Source organism: Janthinobacterium sp. 67 (assembly GCF_002797895.1).
GTDB lineage: Bacteria > Pseudomonadota > Gammaproteobacteria > Burkholderiales > Burkholderiaceae_D > Janthinobacterium.
Genome location: NZ_PGES01000001.1, coordinates 5838535 through 5860072 on the forward strand (window position 1 = coordinate 5838535; position 21538 = coordinate 5860072).

General features: G+C 64.3%; 17 protein-coding genes. 6 read left to right on the plus strand and 11 right to left on the minus strand.

Going from position 1 to position 21538, the window contains the following annotated elements:
* The first annotated feature begins 55 nt into the window (after window positions 1-55).
* Together CLU90_RS26215 and CLU90_RS26220 are read left to right on the plus strand one after the other, a co-directional pair.
* Window positions 56-1069 (plus strand): serine/threonine protein kinase, encoded by a 1014-nt coding sequence (locus CLU90_RS26215; protein WP_092717783.1) that lies wholly within the window; start codon window positions 56-58, stop codon window positions 1067-1069.
* A gap of 245 nt (window positions 1070-1314) precedes the next feature.
* A complete protein-coding gene (locus CLU90_RS26220; RefSeq protein ID WP_092717786.1) occupies window positions 1315-3750 on the plus strand; it encodes a hypothetical protein in 2436 nt (811 codons plus the stop codon).
* Window positions 3751-3873: 123 nt separating this feature from the next.
* On the opposite strand, the gene CLU90_RS26225 is transcribed toward CLU90_RS26220, so the two are convergent.
* The 11 genes from CLU90_RS26225 to CLU90_RS26275 form a co-directional block, all read right to left on the minus strand.
* Window positions 3874-4827 carry a hypothetical protein gene (locus CLU90_RS26225; protein WP_092717789.1) on the minus strand — a complete coding sequence of 318 codons (954 nt, stop codon included), beginning with the start codon at window positions 4825-4827 and terminating at the stop codon, window positions 3874-3876.
* A gap of 224 nt (window positions 4828-5051) precedes the next feature.
* Window positions 5052-5426, minus strand: a complete 375-nt coding sequence (locus CLU90_RS26230; RefSeq protein WP_046682297.1) for a hypothetical protein — start codon at window positions 5424-5426, stop codon at window positions 5052-5054.
* Window positions 5427-5450: 24 nt separating this feature from the next.
* On the minus strand, window positions 5451-6695 hold the full coding sequence (locus CLU90_RS26235) for a TerD family protein (protein ID WP_092717792.1): 1245 nt from the start codon (window positions 6693-6695) through the stop codon (window positions 5451-5453).
* Entirely contained in the window at window positions 6692-7678 is a 987-nt protein-coding gene (locus tag CLU90_RS26240; protein WP_092717795.1) for an HpcH/HpaI aldolase/citrate lyase family protein, read from the minus strand. The genes CLU90_RS26235 and CLU90_RS26240 overlap by 4 nt, the downstream gene beginning before the upstream one ends.
* A complete protein-coding gene (locus CLU90_RS26245; protein ID WP_092717798.1) occupies window positions 7671-8777 on the minus strand; it encodes a cysteine protease StiP family protein in 1107 nt (368 codons plus the stop codon). The genes CLU90_RS26240 and CLU90_RS26245 overlap by 8 nt, the downstream gene beginning before the upstream one ends.
* Window positions 8774-9526, minus strand: a complete 753-nt coding sequence (locus tag CLU90_RS26250) for an HAD family hydrolase (protein WP_092717800.1) — start codon at window positions 9524-9526, stop codon at window positions 8774-8776. Before CLU90_RS26250 ends, CLU90_RS26245 begins: the two co-directional genes overlap by 4 nt.
* Complete coding sequence (locus CLU90_RS26255) at window positions 9504-10661, minus strand: phosphoribosyltransferase domain-containing protein (RefSeq protein WP_092717804.1); 1158 nt, start codon at window positions 10659-10661, stop codon at window positions 9504-9506. Before CLU90_RS26255 ends, CLU90_RS26250 begins: the two co-directional genes overlap by 23 nt.
* Window positions 10658-11695, minus strand: coding sequence for an ATP-grasp domain-containing protein (locus tag CLU90_RS26260; RefSeq protein ID WP_092717807.1), 1038 nt, complete (start codon window positions 11693-11695; stop codon window positions 10658-10660). The genes CLU90_RS26255 and CLU90_RS26260 overlap by 4 nt, the downstream gene beginning before the upstream one ends.
* A 139-nt stretch (window positions 11696-11834) precedes the next feature.
* Window positions 11835-12554 carry a TIGR00266 family protein gene (locus CLU90_RS26265; protein WP_092717810.1) on the minus strand — a complete coding sequence of 240 codons (720 nt, stop codon included), beginning with the start codon at window positions 12552-12554 and terminating at the stop codon, window positions 11835-11837.
* 201 nt (window positions 12555-12755) lie between these two features.
* The gene (locus CLU90_RS26270) at window positions 12756-13331 is read right to left on the minus strand and encodes a TerD family protein (RefSeq protein ID WP_086146096.1); all 576 of its coding nucleotides are present in this window, start codon (window positions 13329-13331) and stop codon (window positions 12756-12758) included.
* A 102-nt stretch (window positions 13332-13433) separates the two neighbouring features.
* Entirely contained in the window at window positions 13434-14516 is a 1083-nt protein-coding gene (locus CLU90_RS26275; protein WP_100429224.1) for a DUF475 domain-containing protein, read from the minus strand.
* A 248-nt stretch (window positions 14517-14764) separates the two neighbouring features.
* Here CLU90_RS26275 and CLU90_RS26280 point away from each other — a divergent pair, with 248 nt between their 5' ends.
* The 4 genes from CLU90_RS26280 (at window position 14765) to CLU90_RS26295 (ending at window position 21514) form a co-directional block, all read left to right on the plus strand.
* A complete protein-coding gene (locus CLU90_RS26280) occupies window positions 14765-15190 on the plus strand; it encodes a divergent PAP2 family protein (RefSeq protein ID WP_092718203.1) in 426 nt (141 codons plus the stop codon).
* A 239-nt stretch (window positions 15191-15429) separates the two neighbouring features.
* Window positions 15430-16602, plus strand: a complete 1173-nt coding sequence (locus CLU90_RS26285; protein WP_100429225.1) for an efflux RND transporter periplasmic adaptor subunit — start codon at window positions 15430-15432, stop codon at window positions 16600-16602.
* Window positions 16603-16605: 3 nt separating this feature from the next.
* Window positions 16606-19827, plus strand: coding sequence for an efflux RND transporter permease subunit (locus CLU90_RS26290; RefSeq protein ID WP_100429226.1), 3222 nt, complete (start codon window positions 16606-16608; stop codon window positions 19825-19827).
* 181 nt (window positions 19828-20008) lie between these two features.
* Window positions 20009-21514 carry an efflux transporter outer membrane subunit gene (locus CLU90_RS26295; protein WP_100429227.1) on the plus strand — a complete coding sequence of 502 codons (1506 nt, stop codon included), beginning with the start codon at window positions 20009-20011 and terminating at the stop codon, window positions 21512-21514.
* Window positions 21515-21538 lie beyond the last annotated feature (24 nt).

The window sequence follows — 21538 nt, forward strand, 5'->3', positions numbered from 1 at the left end:
CTTCAGCACCGAAGTGTTTGCACCTGCGGCCCGCGCGCGCCTTACAATGTCGCTTATGCACAATGAAAACCAGCCGCACGAGGACGACCGGCCCGTCCATCCCTTTTCCGCCCTGAGCCCCGATTGCGTGCTCGACGCGCTCGATAGCGTGGGGCTGCGCGGCGATGGCCGCCTGCTGGCCTTGAACAGCTATGAAAACCGCGTCTACCAGGTGGGCATCGAAGACAGCGCGCCGCTGGTGGCCAAGTTTTACCGCCCCGCGCGCTGGAGCGATACGGCCATCCTGGAAGAACACGCGTTCGTGTCCGAGCTGGTCGAGCGCGAAATCCAGGTGGTGCCGGCGCTGTCCATCAATGGCAGCACCCTGCACCAGTACCAGGGCTTCCGCTTTGCCGTCTTCCCCCGTCATGGCGGACGCGCGCCCGAGCTGGACGACCCGGCCACGCTGGAATGGATAGGGCGCTTCATCGGCCGCATCCACGCCGTCGGCGCGCTGTCGACCTACAAGGAACGGCCGGCGCTCGATCACCAGACGTTCGGCGTCGAACCGCGCGAGTTTCTGCTGGAGGGTAATTTCCTGCCGCCCGAACTGCTGGCCGCCTATTCCAGCGTGGCGCAGCAGGCGCTCGACGGCGTCAAGCGCTGCTATGACCGCGCGGGCGACGTGGCCATGCTGCGCACGCACGGCGACTGCCATGGCGGCAACGTGCTGTGGACGGACGCCGGCCCCCATTTCGTCGATTTCGACGACAGCCGCATGGGACCGGCCATCCAGGACCTGTGGATGATGCTGTCGGGCGAGCGCAGCGACCAGGTGCGCCAGATGGGCGACATCCTGGCCGGCTACGAGGATTTTTGCGATTTCGACCCGCGCCAGTTGTACCTGGTCGAAGCGCTGCGCACCCTGCGCCTGATCCATTATTCGGCCTGGCTGGCGCGCCGCTGGGACGACCCCGCCTTCCCCGTCGCCTTCCCGTGGTTTAACACGCAGCGCTACTGGCAGGACCGCATCCTGGAATTGCGCGAACAGGTGGCGTTGATGGACGAGGCGCCTTTGTGGCCCATCTGAATGCATATTTTGCCAATAAAACCGTAGCGAGCGGCAGTGATTTGCGTCCGAGAAGCGCAACTGGGCTGACGCCCAGTGAGCATCGCCGGACACAAAGCGCGACGCGCAGTAGGTTTGATTGGTGAAATGATGAAAAGGGCGGTAAAAGGCGCTCTTCTTGCCGCGCTGATTTGTGCATGCCTGTTCGATAATGGTGGTAATAAATTCCCATAAGCAACGGAATTCACCCGAACAAGCGAGAAATCATGCAAGCACAGCAAAATCAGCGCCAGGCCGCCTCCCTTACCGTCGCGTATTCCGCCGACGACGAGTTCGACCAGGACAGCATCGTCTCGCTGCATGATTTCAAGGACCTGGAAAGCAAGGCGGAAGCGCCTGCCGCCGCCATCACGCCCGAGCTGCAAGCCGAAGCACAGGCCGAGCCGGCAGTCGAAGCCGACAGCAAGGCACCCGCCGCCGAACGCCAGAAAATGGAATTGAAAGCCATCCACGAGGCGATCGCCCGTGTGGAAGCGGAAGCGAAGGCCACCTGCGCCGCCGAAAGCCGGGCCCTGGCCGAGGCACGCGTGCGCTCGCTGGCCGAGGACCGCGCCGCCATCGACGCGGCCGCCGCCGCCGCCGCGCAGCAAAATGCGCAGGCCGCTGAAGAAGCGATTGCCGCCAACCGCGAACGTCTCGATACCATGCGCGCCGCCGCGCAAGCGAGCGTGGCCCGCCTGGAAGCCGTCAAGCAGGAGACGGCGGAACTGCGCGCCCGCGTGGAGTCCGACAATGAAATCCGCCTGGCCGCCGAACAGCGCGCCCGCGCCGAGCAGGAAAGCCGCTTGCGCGCCAGCGAGCAGGTGGCCGTGCAGTCGGAACTGGCCGAGCAGGCCGCCCGCGCCGCCGAGGAATTGCAGGCGCAGACGGAGCAGGCGCGCCTGCAGGCCGTCGAGCGCGTCGCCGCCGTGCAGGCGGCCAAGGAAGAAATGGTGGGCATCGCCTCGGCCGACGCGCGAGTGGCCGTGCTGGCCCGCGAACGCGAGCGCCATGCGCACGGCGCGCGCCAGACGGCGCAGATGCTGGCCGAAGCGGAAAGCGAAGCGCTGGACTTGACGGTGCAGCGCGAGCGCGCCGACCAGATCGCGCTGGAATCGGCATTCAATCGCGCCGCCGCCGAAGTGCGCGCCCTGGAAGAAGCGCGCGCGCTGGCGCACCTGGAACAGGAACGCGAAGCCATCGCGCTGGCGCAGGCGGAATCGGAACGCCATGCGGCGCAGTCGCTGCGTTTGCGCCTGCAGACGGAAAAGGAATTGCGCGACGCGGCCATCCACCGCGAGCGCCTGGAAATGGTCGCCGTGGCCAGCGCGCAGGCGCGCCGCGATGCCGACGTGCGCATCCTGGCCGCCACCGAAGCGCGCATCGAGGTGGACCGCCAGCTGCGCGCCGTGGCGCTGGCCCGCGTGGCTGCCGAACAGGATGCGGAAATCGCCGGCCACGCCAAGCTGGAAGCGGAAACAGCGGCTCTCGAAGAAACCAAGGCCCGCGAAGCGGCCGAGCAGGCCGCCGCCGTGGCCGCCGCCCGCGAACTGGAAGAGCAGCAGCGCGCCGCCAGCCTGGCGCAGGAACGCGCCGAACTGGCGCGCCAGGCGTCGGAACTGGCCGCCAGCCAGAACGACGCCGAGCAGGCCGAAGTCGATGCCGGCAAGGCGACCTTGGCCGCGCAGGCGCAAGTGTCGCAACTGGCGCAGGAAAAAGCCCGTCAGGCAGAGCAGCTGCTGCAGGCGGAGCAGGAGCGCCTGGCCGCCGAACAAGCCGCCATCACCGCCTTGAAAGAAAAGCTGGAAGCGGAAGCGCTGGCGTTTGGCGCGGCGCAGGAACGCATCGCCGCCGAAGGCGCGCAAGCGGAACTGCTGCGCGGCCAGCACGCGGCCGAACTGGCCTTGCGGGAAGCGGCGCAAAAGGAAGCGGACGCCATCCGCATCCTGATGGACCAGGCCCTCGTCGAAGGCGAACAGAAAGCCGCTGCCGCGCAAGCCGTGCAGGCGCAGGCGCGCCTGGCCGTGGAACTGGGCCAGGTGCATAGCGAGCGCGCCCGCGTGGAAGAAGACAAGGCGCAAGCGGCCGAAGCGCTGCTGGCGTCCGAGCGCGATTTCGTCGCGGCCGAACGCGAGTCGCTGGCCCTGATCGCGCAAAAACTGGTGCAGCAGCGCCAGACCAGCAGCGCCGAAGAGCGCGCCTCGCAAGCCATCGCCGGCCGCCTGGAAGCGGAAAAGCAGGCGACGGCGGCTGCCGAAGCGCGCGCCGCCCTGGAGCAGCAGGCGCTCGACGCCATGCGCCAGCGCGAGCAGCTGGAACTGGCCGCGCAGCAGGCCGCCAGCGAGAAGCTCGACGCGCAGCAAGCCTTGCTGGCCAGCGCCCAGGCCCATGCGGCCCTGCAGCGCAAGGCGGCCGAGACGACGCGCGCGATGGCGGCTGCCAAGCAGCAGTTGCTGGAACGGGAAATGGAGCGTGCGCAGCAGCAAGAGCGCGAACTGGCCGCCCTGCGCGCCAGCCTGGAGCAGCCGCAAAGCGCGTTTTCCAGCTCATTGACCGCCGCCCGCGCGAAAGCCGAACAGGTGAGTTCGGCCAGCTTGACGCGGGAAGTGATCGAGCGGCTGACGCAGCCGAATGACGCGGGAGCCGTGTGGCGTTCGCGCTGAGAGTCTGAGAACCCGATAACAGCCGGGGTCGGACCCTAATGGGGAAACGCAGTCCAATGGACTGCGTTTCAATCGCGCAGCGACCGACCCCAGTCCTGGGTTTGGGTTACGTCTGTATCTTCCTCAAAACTTCCTGCCCACGCCGACCAGGAACACATCGGCATCGCGGTGGTAATCCGTCACCACCCGGTTCCACACCACGTGCGCCACCCAGTGGCGGTTGACGTGGTAGCGGGCCACGGCCGACAGCAGGCCGTTCAGGCGCGCGTCGTGGCCCGGAGTGTCGCGTGCATCCCACGCCATGTACGGGCCGCCGCCCATGCCGAATTCCACTTTTTCATTGAGCGAGCGTATCAGCCACAGCTGGGCGGCCAGGCCGCGCCGGTGCGCCAGCGCCGTGCCGCCTTCGTCGATGAGGGTGGCGCTCCAGTCCACGTATTTTCCTGCCGCGCGCCGGTATTCCAGGGTGAACGGGCGCGCGGTTTCGGAGCGGAAACTGTTGACGATGGTGTGGCCCGTCGATAGGGTCAGGGTGTCGTCGTATGCCCAGTTCTGCAAGTGCAGCTTGGCGCCGGGCACGCCGTCATAGCGGTAGCCGGCGCCGATCAGCAGGTGCGTCGTGTTGTCCTTGCCGTCTGGCTTGATCCGGTTGAGCTGTGCCTGCGCATACCAGCGGTTGTCGAATTGCCAGCGCGCCTGCAGGCTGGCGATGGACCCCCAGCCATGGTCATTGGCGAAGTTGTGGAGGCCGTCGTCCGTCCTGGCCGTGTCGAAGAAAAAATAGCGGCCCACGCCGGCGCCCAGCATCAGCCCTTGCTCCACGTTTTTCGTGCGCAGCCACACCTGGCCCGCCATGCCGTCGCGGTGATGGTCTTGCGGGTGTCCCTCGTTGATGTACGACAGGCTGACGGCGCTGTAGGTGTTCACGGGCTGCGTGTAGCTGACGGCGGCGACAAAGGTGCGCTCATTGGTCGCGTTCACTTTCAGGGCGCCGGCCATGCCGGAGATATCCTGTGCCTGAGCGGACAGGGGGAGCGAGGCGGCCAGCAAGGCCAGGGCGGTGTATGGCAGGCGCATGACGTTTTCCAGTGACAGGTGAATACACGCTAAAGGTCGTCTGGCGGGGCATCATGCGATTGCGCAAGAATCTTGCACATTGGCTACATTTATGGACTGTATTGGCCAGAACTCAGCACAAGTGTATAAGAAAGTGAGAATGTGTGAGGCGCGCCAATGATGAGGCGGGAGGGGAGGCGCCGGCCTGGAAGGGCTGGCCGGCGCGATGCTGCCGAATTGTGGTGTTACTGGCTCAAGACGACTTTATCGGCAAAATATTCCGTCTCGCCGAAGCATTGCGTGGGCACGCCCTTGTGCTGGCTGTAGGTGACGAGAATGCGCTTGCCGGCGGCGGCCGTCAGCTGCTTCGCCACCTCTTCATCGCGCACGCTGAACTGGAATTTTTCCGGGATGGTGCCCGGCAGCGCCGTCAGCAGCAATTCCCCCTCCCATGTCTTGCAGATCCAGCCCCGCTTGGAGAACTTCTGCAGGTAGCCCGCCCGTTCGCCTTCCGAGTACGAGAAGCTGAGGGCCATCCACGTGTAGGCTGCCAGCAGCAGGAAGCCGGCCACGAGGAAGATGGCGAAGGCGAAGGTGACTTTTTTGGTCGTAGGGGTCATGGTTGGGTTGTCTAGGTAAAAGGATCAGTCCTTGCGGCCGGCTTTCCAGTTCAGGCCGAAATTGTAGCGTTCGTCCATGGCCTGGTGCGCCGTGATTTTACCTTGGCCGCCGAAGTATTCCACCAATTTTGTCACCTGCAGGTTGCCGCCGTGGTTTTCCAGCATGGCGATGGCGCACATGGCGTGCTGGCTGTCGCTGTCGAGGCGCACTTCCACGGTCGGCTGGCCGGGAATCTCGATCGTCACGACGCCATCGGTGGCGGCCCAGTTCGGCACGCCTTCGTAGATGAAGGCGTAGACGAGCACGCGCTTGATCTGGTCGAAATGGGTGCCGTTGATGAAGATGTTTTCGCCGCTGCTGATGCTGCCCGTGCGGTCGTCGCCTTCCAGGTGGATGTACGGCGGACGGTCGTAGGCGCCCCAGCTGTTGCCCAGCGCCTGCACGGCGCTTTTGCTGCCGTTGCTCATCTCGAACAGGCAGCCGATATCGAGGTCGATGCCGCCCGAACGGCCGGCCGGCTTGTTGAACAGTTTGCCGAGGAAGCCCGTGTCCAGTTTCGAGGCGGGCGCCTGGCCTTGCGACGCGTTCTGGTTCCAGTTCAGGTTGACCCGGATGCGGCCATAGCCGCCGCTGTCGCGCTTGTCGAGCGAAATCTTGTCGCCGCGTTTTTCCAGGCGAATTTTCGACAGCGAGATCTTATTTGCCGGCGGCGGGGCCGCTGGCGTGGGCACCGGGATCGGTGCTGGCGCAGGGGAAGACGAAGCGGCCTCGCTGCCGCCAAAGTGCTTCAGCAGGGCCGCCAGGCCGCCCGCGAAACCCTGGCCCACGGCGCCGAAGCGCCAGCTGCCGTCGCGGCGATACAGTTCGCCGATGATGACGGCTTTTTCATCCTGGAAGTCCGTGCCCGTGAAGGCGAACGTGGCTGCCTGGCCCAGCGCCATGCTGGAGTTGCCCAGCGCGCGCATGCTGCCATGTTCCGTCGCCGCGGTAAACACCAGCTTGTCGATCGAGGCGGGCAGGCGCGACAGGTCGACCTTGAAGGTGGAGCGGGGGCCGTTCAGCTCCACCGTGACGGCGTTGTCCGGCGCGCTTTTCTGGTTGTAGAACACCATGTAGCGGTCGTCCGACAGCTTGCCTGCCGCATCGACGCCGAAGCAGCTGACGTCCACTTCCATCGAACCCGATGCGATATCGAGGGTGACGGCAAACGGGCCGTTCAAGCCCAGGTCAGCCAGTTTGCCTTTTTGTCCGCGTGTGAAATTGGTCATGGTCGTGCAATCCCTTCGTCGCTTGAGAGTTGAGTCAATGTGGTAGTGGGCAGGTGCGCGGGCGCCGCGTCGGCCGCATGGCGGATGCCGAACAGGCGCGCCTGCTCGATGATGCGCAAGGCCCAGCTGCTGTGCGTGGCCACTTCGCACATCGATTCCTGCATGCGGAACACGGCCGGGCTGTCCGGGTCGATGATGCGCAGCGCCAGTTCGATGTCGGACTGCGCCACCTGGTAGTGGCGCTCGATCTGCGGCACCTGGTCCGGGTGGATGGCCGTCTTGGCGATCATGCCGTGTGCCATGTCCTGCGCCACTTCCACGTCGAGCCACCCGCCCTGCGACAGGTGCTCGAAGACGGGCGCCGTCAGCTGGAAGCCGTGCGGCTTGAAGGTGGTGACCAGGCGGCCGATGACCTGGCCCAGCGGCGTCTGGTAAATGGTGCCGCTGGTGGGGCGGCGCAGTCCCAGCAGGGCCAGCAGATCATTGCCGCCGATGCGCAGGGCCAGGATGCGGCGCCGCACTTCCGGCGCCGACAGCTCGATGCGGAACTGCTTCATTTCCTCGTCGTCGAACACTTCCGCCGTTTCCAGCGTCGGCATGAGCCAGTGGTGCGTGTGGCGCACCAGCTCGAAATACGCGCTGAAATTGCTGCGCGTGGATTTCGGCAGCACGAAGCCGCTCAATTTGTCGGCGCCGGGCATGGCCAGCACGCGCGCCAGCACTTCGAGATTGCGCACGCGCACGAAGCGCAAGGTATCCGAGTCGTCGCCCATGTTTTGCAGCGCCAGCGACAGGTTGAACAGCGCGTAACTGAGGTCGCGTTCCGCGATGGCGTCTTCGGTGCAAAGAATGACCGAACGCAGATGGCTGAATTTGTCGCCATTGGCGATCGCCAGCAAGTCCTTGTGCGTGGTCGGCACATACATGGAGGCGCCCAGCGCCGCCTTATGTTCGCTTTGTGGGTGTAGGGAGTTGTTATCCATCGACTGCGCTCCTGATAAGGGCGACCGCCTGGTAAGGCAGCGCCGGTTCTACTGTGACGGGTATGGCTTTTTCCTGCGCCAGAAGCAGCAAATGTGCCACGTCCGGCGCATTCGTGTCGCGCACGATCAGGCGCTCGGGCACGCGGCGCAGCAGCACGCGCGTCGCTTCACCGATGCCCGGCTTGATCAGGTTGATGTCGCTGATGCCGTATGCCTGCTGCGCGGCGGCCATGTAGGCTTGCGAGCGGGCCGCCATCGCCGGCGCATCGCTCGCTTCGGCCAGCGGCACGCCGCTGCTGGCGGCAATGGCCATGGCGTCGGCCACCAGGCCGTCGGCGAAAGCGCGCGACTGGTCGTGCTGCTCGAACTGCGCGTAGTACACGCAGCCGTGGAAGTCGTCGGGACCGATGGCATCATTGAGCACGGAGCGGCTCACCAGGCCCGAGACGGTGGCGTTCAGGATGCTCGACGGGATCAGGTAGTCGCTGGCCGAGGCGGCGCAGGCGGCCGTGCCGGCCAGGTCGGACAGCACGAACAGGCCGCCGTCGATGGCCGTGCCATGCGCGGCATTGAAGTCGTTGACGGTCTGGCGCAGTTCGCGCGAGATCACGCCCTTGCCCGTCCAGCCGTCGACGAAGACGAGGGAAGCGTCGCCATGGCCCTGTGCCAGGATGTGCCGCAGGGCGTTCGCATCGATGCCGCGGTCGCGGATGATGGAGACGGAATAGTGGCTGCAGTCGCGCTGGAACACCTGGCGCAGCAAGTGGCCCAGGATCACGCCCACGGGCGTGCCGGCGCGCGCCAGCGATACCAAGGTGATGGGCCCGGTGCGACGCGCCGCGATCAGGGCGGCCAGGCGCAGGCAGTCGCGCGCCATCTGCAGGCGATTGGCCGCAAACGCGCTCTGGAACAACGCCAGGTAGGCGGGCGAGGGCAAGGATTCCGGCGACAGCATTTCGCTGTAGTGGCGCTGGCCAGACTGGATCAGACGCTCTTTTTCGGCCAGGTCGAGGATGGGCTCGAGCGCCATCGGCGTGAGCAGGAACTCCACGTCTTCCTGGCGGTAGCTGCCGCTGAAATGCTGCGTGCCTTCGGTCATAGCGCCGCCACCGTGAGTGCCGCCAGCTGGGTACCGTTGGGGATGATGGCGTAGTCGCAGGCAGCCATGAAGCGCGCGTCCGAACGGCTGTCGCCCATGCCGAAGCTGACGATGGGGCCGTGTTCGGCTTCCAGTTCCGCGCGCAGGTAGGCCACGGCGCGCGCCTTGTTCAAGGTCTTCGGCAGCACGGCCAGGTTGTTGCCGTTGCGGTGGATGAAGTAGTCGGAACCTTCCGCCGCGATCCACTGCCGCAGCACCTGCTCTTCGATGTCGGCCAGGCGCTCGCCGCGCGCTTCATGGTCCTTGACGACGATGTAGAACGGCGTGTCGTAATCCTCGATCAGGCGCGCGCGCGAAGGCATGCCCGTCCTGGTCTGGAAATCGTCGATGATGCGCATCGCGTCCCGCAGGCCGGGCAAGGCCGTCTGCATGTCGTTCTGCATCAGGGCCAGCCAGCCAGCGTCGAGCGCACCACCCGGCTGCAGCACGATGCCGCCGTAATCGAGCACGCTGTAGCTGGTAAACGGCAGGTCGACGCGGCGGAAGGCGTCGCCATTTCTCGCCGTGGCGGGTATCAGGGTCATGCCGCTTTGCGCGAACTCGAAGAAGGCGCGCTGGCGCGCCGTCGTAAACGAGCAGGCGTCGCCATTTTTCAAATAGGCGGCCGCTTGCAGGTCGGTCTCGCCCGGGCATTTTTTCGGGGTCTGGAACAGTGTGTCGTCCAGGTCAACAAACAGGAATTTCTTCAATTGTGGTCTCTGACTGAAAGTGGAACAGGCGGCCGTTCAACTGGCCGGCGAGTTGCATGAGGGCCGGGCTGGCCGGGGTTTCATGGCAGATGAAAACGTGCTGGTACTGGCCAGGCGCCACGTTGTACAGGTAATTGGCGATGCCTTCGCCGTAGTTGTCGTCGCAGTGGACGATGTGGCCGACGGAGCCCCATGACAAAATCGGCGAGCGCGTGGTCGATTGCACCACGACGTTCTTGCCCAGCGCTTCGAGTTCGCGCGCCAGCAGGAACGACGGGTGCATGAATTCGCCCGTGCCCAGCACGAGCACGGAGTCGCCTGCGCCGATTTCCTGCGCCAGCCGCACGGCCAGGCCTTGCGGCGGCGTCAGGGCGCGTCCCACGCCGATGCGGCCGAACGCGGGACTGGCGCCCCGTTCCGCATTCGCCTCGAAGCGCTGCGCGCTGGCCGCCACGGGAGCCGGCGCAGCGCCGGCCTGGAAGGCATACTGGCCGGAGAGCGCCGCGCCTATGCTGGTGGGCAGGCCGAAACGCTCGCTCAAGCCCGCATTGGCGGCCTGGCCCATGAAGTTGGTGATCACGCCCAGGTGCAGCTTTTCCAGCTGCGGATAGCGCGCGCGGCACACTTGCACCAGGTTGGCGAAGGTGTTGCCGGTCGACGCTTCATCGTCGATCAGCACCAGGCTGCTGGCCGTGGAAAACAGGGCGCTGGCCGCGTCCGACAAATGCAAAAACTGGCGCGGCGCGTGGCTGTGCGATTCCTCGAATTCGAAGAAGGGCACCGTGCCCACGCGGTAGCGCGAGCTGTGCAAAAACAACGCTTTTCCGTTCGGGTTGGCGCGCAGCCACGCTTCGAACACGCCCTGGCCCAGGCCGACGGCCGTTTCCGCCATGGCGATGAAGACGACGGGACCGGGCAGGCTGGGAGGGATCTGCGCGGCCAGGTCGTCGTGGATGGTTTGCATGGCGCGCGGCGTGACGGGCCAGTGTTTGCCCAGCACTTTTGAAAGGAACAGGAAGCCGCGCTTGGCGTTGGCGCGCGCGGCAAAGCCGATCAGCCAGTCCAGCGGAAAGCGCGCCTCGTCCACTTTCAAGGTCAGCTCGCCCGTGGGCATCTGCTGCTTGACGAGGTTCATGGCAGCTCCACGGCGTAGGCGGCTTCGCCCACGCGCATGCCTTCGGCGATGGCGGGCACGGCGAGCTTGTCAAAGCCCTGGTCGAAACCTGCCAGCGCCAGGTAGGGCAAATTCGGGCCGGCCGCGCAAGCCATGCCGATGCCGCCCGACATGCGCGGGTTGATCTCCAGCAGCGCCAGGCCGTTCGCGCCTTCGCGGAACTGGATGTTGAAGACGCCATTCAGGCGGTAGTCGCGCGCCAGTTTCTCGCAGGCCGCCAGCAAGTCGGCGCGCAGCTCGATCAGCTGGCCGCTGCCGCCCCCGTGCAGCTTCTTGCGCGGCACGGCGCAAACGAGCGTGCCCTGGTCTGCCACGCAGTCGGCGCTGTATTCGTGGCCATCGAGGTATTCCATCAGCAGCAGGGTCTTGAACGATGCCATCTGCGCCAGGCCGTTGCGCAATTCCTGCGCATTGATCTGGTAGGCGGCGCCGGCCAGCAGCAGCTGGGCGCTGGTGCGCTCCTCATCGAGAATGGCAAAGCCCAGGGCATACACGGATTCGGACGGCTTGATGCACAGCTTGCGATGCAGCGGGCGCAGCTCGGTGTAGGCGGCGTCGTATTCTGCAATGGTGGTCACGGCGCGGTAGTCGGCCGGGCGCGCCATCGGCAGATCGAGGCCGTCGCAGAAGCGCGCCTTGTCGTGCATCAGGGTCAGGGTCTCTTCGCTGGCCACGCTGAGCACGCGCGTGCCGATGGCGGCGAAGCGCGCGCTGGCGCTGCCGATCAGGCCCGCTTCCTTGCCGGGCCAGAAAATCGTGATGCCCCGCTCGCGGCAAAATTCCAGGCACCACTCGACATAATCGAGACCCGTGAGGCCTGACGGCTCGACCGCATATTCGTGGGCCGCCAAAAAGGCGGCAGCGTGCGCATTCGTATTGCTGCACACGATGTGATAGCGGGGCACGCCGTTTGTCGCGGCCATGTCGGCTTCGCGGATCAAACGCATGGCCGTGCCGACCGAGGAAAATGTTTTGTTGAACCAGACTCTTTGCATGTACGGTGACCGGGTAAAAGAAAAGGCGCGCGCAGGTGCGCGCGCGGGGAGTGTAGCTAGAAAAACTTAACCTGGCCTTAGAAAAACGCCAGCCCAGACCTGCTGCGCATCGTGGACGGTTTTGGCGGGCGTTTGGGGATCAGCCGGCTTTGCCCGACGCCGTCCACTTCAGGAAGGCGTCGCGGTTGCGCGAGCAAATAAATACTTTGCCCGAGCCGGAAAAGCGCAGCACGATGCCTTCGCCGCTGGTGACGCTATTGACGATATTGCCGAGGAAACCGCCGATGCCGCCGCCACTGCCCGAGCCGCCGCCCGTGGTCACGGAAATCTCGTATTTCAGGCTGTTGTCCCAGCAGACCACGTGGGAATTGTCGATCACGACGTCCTTGCCCGGCTCGACGTCGAGCTGGAACATGGAGCCGAAGCCCGACACCACCACTTGCCCCGTGCCGGCCGTCTCCATGACGAAGAAGCCGCCCGACTGGGCGAACAGGGCGTTGCCGATGCTTTGCGTGCGCACCTTCATTTCCGTGCCCGAGGTGGCGGCGACAAAGGCGCCGTCGTTGAGCAGGTACTGGCGCGCGCCCACGTCGACCACTTCGATGGCGCCCGGCAGGGTGGGCGAGAGCAGGCAGTCGCCGCTGCCGCGCACCGCTTCGATATGCTGCTGGAAGAACGATTCGCCATTCGCGAAGCGGCGCATGATGGCGCTGCCCAGGCCGCCCGTCATCTTGCCCTTCAAGTCGAGCGCCGTCTCCATCATCACCATCGCATCGGATTCGCAATAGATGGTTTCACCCTGCTTCATGCTGACGTGCAGGAATGGATCGACGTCGCCCGTGACACTAAATACTGGCATGATAAATCTCCAAAAAAAAGCCGCCTGATCTGTGCAGGCGGCAGTAATGATATGACATTAAGATAATTCACCTCGGAAAACCGTAGCGAGCAAGCTCGATTTCGGGTTAAGTCGCGCAGCTGTACGGAGGTACGGGACCGCCGAGGTAGCGAGCAACGCAGGCCCGAAAGTGAGCGGCGCAGCAGGTTTAACGAGCGTGAATTAGGCGTTGACGCCGAACGAACGTGCGAGGGGGCCCAGGCCGCCGTTGAAGCCCTGGCCGATGGCCTTGAACTTCCATTCGCCGTTGTAGCGGTAGATTTCGCCGAAGATCATCGCCGTTTCCGTCGAGCTGTCTTCGGACAGGTCGTAGCGGGCGATTTCTTTTTCGCCTTCCGCGTTCAGGCAACGGATGAAGGCTTTCGAGACCATGCCGAAGTTCTGGCGGCGCGCATCGGCGTCGTGGATGGTGACGGTGATGCTGATGCGGTCGATGTCGTTTGGCACGCGGGTCAGGTCGATTTCGATGCGCTCATCGTCGCCTTCGCCTTCGCCCGTGGTGTTGTCGCCCGTGTGGACGACGGAGCCATCGGTCGACTTCAGGTTGTTGTAGAAGATGAAGTCAGAGTCGCCACGGACTTTGCCGTCGCTTTTCAGGAGGAACGCGCTACCGTCAAGGTCGAAGGTGGCGCCGTCCGTCGAACGAGGATCCCAGCCGAGGCCGACGATGATCTTCTTCAGGTTCGGTGCTTCCTTGCTCAGGTTGACGTTGCCGCCTTTTTGCAAACTGATTGCCATGTGGTGCTCCTTTTCAGTAAATAACTCAAACATGCCTGCATGGGATGAGCGCGCATGGCGCTCGTGCCATTACTCTTTCAATTGGGGGCGGAACCCCCGATTTCAAGCTTGTGCCGCGTGCCGTTTGCGATAACGCAAGGATGACCACAGCGAGACCAGGATGAAAGCCACGCCCGACAGGCCCGTGAACCACTCCGGAATATGGTATTTGACGGACGCCAGCATGATCAGGGCGAGGATGCCGATCGCATAATGGGCACCGTGCTCGAGGTAGACGAATTCGTCCAGGGTACCCTTGTGCACGAGGAAGACCGTCATCGAACGCACGAACATGGCGCCGATGGCCAGGCCCAGCATGATGACGACGACGTCGTTGGTGATGGCGAAGGCGCCGATCACGCCGTCAAAGCTGAACGAGGCATCCAGCACTTCCAGGTACAGGAAGCCGCCGATACTGCCGCGTGCCACGCTTTTTACCAGGTCGCCATTGCCGTTGCGGGCTGGCGCGGCGCCTTCTTCTTCGTCATCCTGCAAGTCCGGTTCGCCTTCTTCCAGCAAGCCGCTGATCCAGTTCACGCCGATGTAGACGGCGATGCCGACGATGCCCGACGCGAGCACGCTGTATTTTTCATCGACCGGCCCCATGGCCACGCAAGCGGCCACGGCGCCCATGGTGATCAGCACGGCCAGGCTTTCGGTGCCCAGCGCGTTGACTTTTTCCTCGGCCCAGCCCAGCCAGTGCAATTCCTTCTCGTCGTCGAACAGGAAGTTCAGGAAGACCAGCAGCAGGAAAGCGCCGCCGAAGGCCGCCACTTGCGCATGGTTGTCCGTCAGGTGCTTGGCATACACGTCCGGCGTCGTGGTGGCCATGGTCCACACGTCGACCAGGCTCAGGCCCGTGGCGACGGAAACGATGACGAGCGGGAACAGCAGCCGCATGCCGAAGACGGCCACGAGGATACCGACCGTCAAGAACAGTTTTTGCCAGAATTCATTCCAGTGGCGCAAGACCGAGGCGTTGACCACGGCATTGTCGAACGACAGCGACACTTCCATGATGCCCAGCACGCCCGTGATCCACAGCGCCTGGATCATGCCCGGCATGCCGCCATGGCTGTAACCCCACCAGCCCGACACCGCCATCAGGACAAAAGTGACTAAAAAGGAAATTCTGAAATGCCGCATGAGTACCCCGTTGCAAGTATGAAAGACGTTTGATTATCCGCGCCGCTGTGCGCGCCGCACTCAGTGTTGATATACGTCAATTGTTGTATATGCCATGATTTTATATGATCGCCGGCGGCGGCGGCGTTTTTATGGCCTGGCAATGGACAGTTCTGCTGGCGCGGCTGATCTGCGATAATTGCGGCGCGCCTGTCTGGCTGCCGCAGCCCCTGACACACTCTCGACATATATATAAGAAGGAATACCCCGTGGATATCGCTTACCTCGTCACGCCCCTGATCGCCTGGATCCTGGTCGGACCGATCAAATTCCTGATCAACAGTGCCCGCACGCGGCAATGGGCGTTCGGCCTGGTCGGCAATGGCGGTTTTCCCAGCAACCATAGCGCCGTCGTGTCCAGCATGGCAACGCTGATCGCCTTGCGCGAAGGCATCGGCCATCCCGCCTTCGGCGTGGCCGTGACCTTGGCCTTCATCGTCATCATCGACGCCAACAGCCTGCGCCAGCACGTGGGCAAGCAGGCTGCCGCCATCAACCGCCTGGCCAAGGAAGCGGGCAGCGCCGCGCACAAGACCTTGCGCGAGCGCATGGGCCACACGCTGGTGGAAATCGCCGGCGGCCTGTGCACGGGCGTGGCCATCGGTTTCCTGATCAACACCGTGTTTGCCCGGTAGGCGTCTTTCCCCTGCAATGCAAAACCCCGCTTGAAGGCGGGGTTTTGCGTTTCAGGGCGTAAAAACTACGTTTCATCCATTGAATAAAGCATTACAGGAAACGGCCGATTGACATGCCCGGATGCGCTCATGGATACTTTGGCGCTTGTGGTTTTAATAAAAATAAATGCTTGCTATCGCCTGCAGCCTTATCCGGGCCGCCGGGACGGTCGTGGCGCTATCTATCCGGAGAAATACCCATGTTGCGCAAAACCCTGTTTGTTCTGGCAATCGCTTCTGCCCTGACCGCCTGCGGCAAAGAGTCCAAAGATCCCGGCAAGGGCGGCAAGGATGGCAAGGAACAGGCGGGCGCCGCCGTCAATCTGCTCGTCTCTCCGGAAGACTTGCTGACCATCCAGAGCAATGCGCTGGCGTCCGGCCCCGTCATCACCGGTTCCGTGCAGCCCGAGCGCAACGCGGACTTGCGCGCCGAAGTGTCGGCCGTCGTGATCCAGGTACTGAAGGAAAATGGCGAAATCGTCAAACGGGGCGACGTGCTCGTGCGCCTGGACGAAACGGCCATCCGCGACAGCCTCAATTCGGCCGAGGAAGCGAGCCGTGCTTCGAGCCAGGTGCTGGAACAGTCCGAACGCATGTTCCAGCGCATGAAAACCCTGCGCGCCTCGGGCATGACGTCGACGCAGGCGCTGGAAGACGCGGAAATCCGCCGCAACAATGCGCAAAGCGATCTGTCGGCCGCGAAAAGCCGCGCCGCCCAGGCCCGCCAGCAGTTGCAGCGCACCCTCGTGCGCGCGCCGTTCGACGGCATCGTGAGCGAGCGCAAGGTCTCGAATGGCGATACGGCGCAAGTCGGCAAGGAATTGATCAAGGTCATCGATCCGACCAGCATGCGCCTCGAAGGCCTGGTGTCGGCCGACAAGATCGGCGTCGTCAAGGTGGGCCAGCCCGTGCTGTTCCGCATCAATGGCTATCCGGGCCAGGATTTCGCGGGCAAGGTGCGCCGTGTCGATCCTGCCGCCAACGCCGTCACGCGCCAGGTGGCCGTGCTGGTCGATTTCAACGACAAGGAACAGCCGCGCGTGGCGGGCCTGTACGCGGAAGGGCGCATCGAGACGGAAACCGTCAGCGCGCTGATGATCCCCGACTCGGCCCTAGTGAAGGCGGGCGACGTCACGTACACGTGGAAAGTCAAGGACAAGGCCTTGCATAAAGTGAATTTGCGCATCGGCGCGCGCGACGTGCGCACGGGCCAATGGGAAGTGCAAAGCGGCCTGGCCAGCGGCGATACCGTGCTGCGCACGCCGGGCTCGACCTTCAAGGATGGGCAGAAAGTGGAATTGACGGCAGCCAAAGCCGTGCCCGCCGCCGCCGTGGCCAGCAGCAGCGTCGCCGTTGCCGGTAAAGGAAACTAAGCCATGTTCCTTTCCGATTTCAGTATCAAGCGGCCCACGGCCACCATCGTCCTGATCCTGGCGATGATGTGCGTCGGCTTGCTGGCGCTCAAGAAACTGCGCGTCAACCAGAATCCGGACGTCGAAGTGCCGTTCATCGTCGTCAGCATTCCTTACCCTGGCGCATCGCCCGACACGGTCGAGCGCGAAGTGGTGAACCGCCTGGAAAAGTCGCTGCAGAGCATTTCCGGCGTGACCGAGGTCAACAGCGATTCCAACGAGGGGGCCGCCAGCATCTTCCTGAAGTTTTCCTTCAATACCAATTTGATCGAAGCGTCCGACAATATCCGCAATGCGATTGCCGCCGTGCGCTACAAGTTGCCGACGGAAATGCGCGAACCGATCTTGCAGCGCATCGACCCGGCTGCCGAACCGATCATGCAGCTGGCGCTGTCGTCGAATTCGCAAAGCCACGCGGAAATTTCGCGCCTGGCCGAGGACGTGCTGTCGGACCGCTTCCGCACCGTCGATGGCGTGGCGCTCGTCAACGTGGGCGGTTCGCTCAAGCGCGAACTGTCCGTGCTGCTGAGGGCGGAAAAATTGCGTGAATACAATGTGTCCGTCAGCGACGTCGTCACCGCCTTGCGCAACCAGAATACCAATGCCCCCGTGGGCAAGGTGCGCGGCACGCTGGACGAGAAAAGCATCCGCCTCGTGGGCCGCATCGAGTCGCCAAGCGACTTCGAAAAAGTGGTGATCAAGCGCCGCGGCGACGAAATCGTGCGCCTGGCGCAAGTGGCCACCATCGAAGATGGCTTTGCCGAAGTCAACAGCCTGAGCATGCGCAGCGGCAAGCCCAACGTGGGCATTTCGATCACCCGCGTGCGCGACGCTTCCACCGTCAGCGTGGCCAACAAGATCCGCGACATGGTGGCGGAAATCAACAAGACCTTGCCGAAAGGCACGATCCTCCAAGTGACGCGCGACGGCGGCGAAAACGCCCAGCACAGCTTGAACAACGTGATCGAATCGCTGGTGCTGGGTGCCGTGCTGACGATCTTCGTCGTCTACGCCTTTTTGAACTCCTGGCGTTCGACCCTGATCACGGCGCTGAGCCTGCCCACGTCCGTGATTGCCGCCTTCATCGCCGTGTGGCTGTGCGGCTTTACCCTGAACTTCATGACCTTGCTGGGTCTGTCGCTGGCCATCGGCGTGCTGATCGATGACGCCATCGTCGTGCGCGAAAACATCGTGCGCCACATGCAGATGGGCAAGGACCGCCGCACGGCCGCGCTGGAAGGCACGGCCGAGATCGGCATGGCCGTGGCCGCCACGACCTTCTCCATCATCGCCGTCTTCATTCCCGTGGCCTTCATGCCGGGGATCTCGGGCGAATGGTTCCGTCCGTTTGCCTTGACGGTGACGTGCTCGGTGCTCGTCAGCCTGGGCATCTCGTTTACGCTCGACCCCATGCTGTCGGCCTACTGGGGTGACCCGGTCGAGGAACATTCGGCGCCGAAAAAAGGCATCGGCCGCGTGCTGGAAAAATTCAACCACTGGTTCGACCACCAGGCCGACCGCTATGGCCGCGTGATCGCCTGGGCCCTGCATCACCGCCGCTGGATGGCCGTCATCGCCTTCGGCAGCCTGGTGGGCGCCATCGTTCTGCATGCAACGCATGGCGGCACGAGTTTCCTGCCTGCATCCGATTCGGGCAACCTGATGATCAATGTGCGCACGCCATCGTCGAGCAGCATCGAGTATTCGCGTCTGAAACTGGAAGCGGCGGCCGTGCTGGCGCGTACCTTGCCTGAAACCAAGGATACCAACAGCTCCATCAATGCGGGCGGCGGACGTGTGTATGTCGACATCGGCAAGCGCAACACCCGCAAGCGTTCGGCCAAGGAAATCGCGGTCGAGCTGCGCGAGAAGATGTCGCGCCTGGTGGGCGCCGAATACGTGGTGCAGGATGACTTGAGCAACGGTTCGCAAAAACCGATCCAGGTGGAATTCACGGGCCCGGATTCGCGCAAGCTGATGGAAATCACGAATGCCTACATGGACAAGCTGCGCGCCATTCCCGGCGCCGTCGACGTGGGCCTGTCCGAGCAGGACCCGAAGAACGAGCTGCAGATTGAGCTCAACCGTGGCCTGGCCAACTCGATGGGTATTTCCGTCAACGACGCGGCGCAATCGTTGCGTGTGGCCTTTGCCGGCGTGGAAGTGGGCGACTGGGTCGATCCGACGGGCGAGACGCGCGACGTGGCCGTGCGCCTGCATCCCGACGACCGCGTGGCCTCGGAAAATATCGAGCGCCTGCCGATCAGCGTGACGGGCACGTCGCAAATGGTGCCGCTCGACCAGATTGCCACCATTACCATGGGCAAGGGCCCGTCCGGCATCGAGCACAAGAATGGCAAGCGCACGATCACCGTGTCGGCCAATGCGCAAGGCCGCTCGAACGGCGAAGTGACGAGCGACGCCATGAAGCTGGCCAATTCCATCGACTTCCCGCCTGGCTACGGCCTGGCGCTGGGCGGCGCGGGACAAGACCAGCAAGAGCTGTTCACGGAAATGCTGATCGCGCTGGTGATGGGTATCGGCCTGATGTATTTGATCCTGGTGATGCAGTTTGGTTCCTTCACGGCGCCGGTGGCCGTGATGATGTCCTTGCCGCTCAGCCTGATCGGCGTGGTGGTGGCGCTGGTGATCACGAACAACACCCTCAACCTGATGAGCTTTATCGGCATCATCATGCTGATGGGCCTGGTCGCCAAGAATGCCATCCTGCTGCTGGACGCGGCGCGCAAGCGCGAGGAAGAGGGCCATGGCCGCGAAGACGCGCTCATGTATGCGGGCCGCATGCGGCTGCGCCCCATCCTGATGACGACGTTCGCGCTGATCGCCGGCATGTTCCCCGTGGCGCTGGGCCTGGGCGAGGGCGGCGAGTTCTACCGCCCGTTGGCGATCGCCATTATCGGCGGCACCATCACCTCGACGATTCTGACCCTGCTGGTCGTGCCGACCTTCTATGACAGCATCGAGATCGCCCGTGATGGCGCCGTGGCCAAGTTCCACCGCCGCGCCGCGCGCATGCCCGTGGCTTTTGCCCTGATCCTGACCTTGCTCGAGTGCGTGCTGACCCTGCTGCTGGTGCGCTTCGTCTACCGCATGCTGAAGAAGGCCGTGCTGTTCCTGATGGGACGCCGCGCGCCGAAAGCGGTGCCGGTCGGCCTGCAAAAGTAAGTCAGGCAGCCTCGGCTGGGTAATCCTTGTGCCAGGTCAAAGAGCCTTCTTCGGAAGGCTCTTTTTACGTCTGGTGCTCTACAATCGTAGAACGGGTGGGCGGGATCGCCAGCCCGTAATGGAATACTTTTGCCCCCCTTTTCAACGGTGATGTGATACTGCAACGTATCGGACAAGAACCATGTTCTCCAGCATCCGGCAGCCCATACTCGGCATCCTCATGGCATGCCTGCTGGCCGCTTGCGCCGTGGGGCCGGACTTCCGGCGTCCCGCCGCTCCCGGCGGTGGCGATGGCTACACGCCGGCACCGTTGCCGGCGCAAACGGCGGCGGCGCCCGGTCCCGCTGGCCTGGCGCAGCGCTTCGTGCCGGGCCAGGATATCCCCGCGCAATGGTGGTCGCTATTCCAGTCGCCGGCGCTGGACCAGCTGGTGCGCGGCGCCCTCGCGCGCAATCCCGGCCTGGCGTCGGCCCAGGCGGCCTTGCGCCAGGCCGATGAAAACTACCGCGCCCTGTCGGGCAGCCTGCTGTATCCCGAGGTGGGCGCCCAGCTGGGCGCCAGCCGCGAAAAAAACAGCGGCCTGGAAGGGACGGGCGGCGTCCTCAATTTGTACAATGCCTCGGTGAATGTGTCGTATGCGCTCGATGTGTTTGGCGGCAACAAGCGCCAGCTGGAAAGCCTGCAAGCCCAGGCCGAATATCAGCAGTACCAGCTGGAAGCGGCCTACCTGGCCCTGACGGCCAACCTGGTGACGACGGCCATACGCGAAGCATCCTTGCGCGCCCAGCTGCAGGCCACCGGCGAGATACTCGACGCGCAGCAGAAGCAGCTGGAGCTGATCGAACAGCAACTGCGCTTTGGCGCCATCGGCCGCGCCACGGTGCTGGTCCAGCGCAACACGGTGGCGCAGACGCGGGCCAGCGTGCCGCCGCTGGAAAAAGCCCTGGCCCTGACGCGCCACCAGCTGTCCGTGTATGCGGGCCGCTTGCCCAGCGAGCCCGGCATGCCTGAATTCGACCTGGCGTCGCTGCGCCTGCCGCAGGACTTGCCCGTTTCGCTGCCGTCGGTCCTCGTGCGCCAGCGCCCCGACATCCGCGCCAGCGAAGCGCTGCTGCAGCAGGCCAGCGCGCAGATCGGCGTTGCCACGGCAGCCATGTATCCGCAGTTCACCTTGACGGGCAATGTCGGCGCGCTGTCCACCAGCGTTTCCGCGCTGCTGCACGCCAGCTCTTCCGTGTGGGGCGTGGCGGCCGGGCTGGCCCAGCCCATTTTCAATGGCGGCGCGCTGCGCGCCCGCCGGCGTGCCGCCATCGCCGCCTACGAGGGGGCGGCCGCCACATACCGCGCCACCGTGCTGGGCGCCTTCCAGAACGTGGCGGACAGCCTGCGCGCCCTCGATGCCGACGCTGCCGCCTTGCAGCAGCAAGCCGAGGTGGAGGCGCTGGCCAGCGAATCGCTGGCGCTCAGTACGCAGCAATTCAAGCTGGGCGCCATCAGCTACCTGAGCCTGCTGGACGCCCAGCGCACCTACCAGCAAGCCAGGGTGGGCCTGGTGCAGGCGCAGGCGGCCCGCTATGCCGATAGCGCCGCGCTGTTCCAGGCGCTGGGCGGCGGCTGGTGGAACCGTCCCGCGCTGCAGGCCGTTTCCACTGCGACAAGCTTGCCGGTGGCGGCGAGCGCGGACTGACGGGCTTGGCACCGGCAGTCTTGC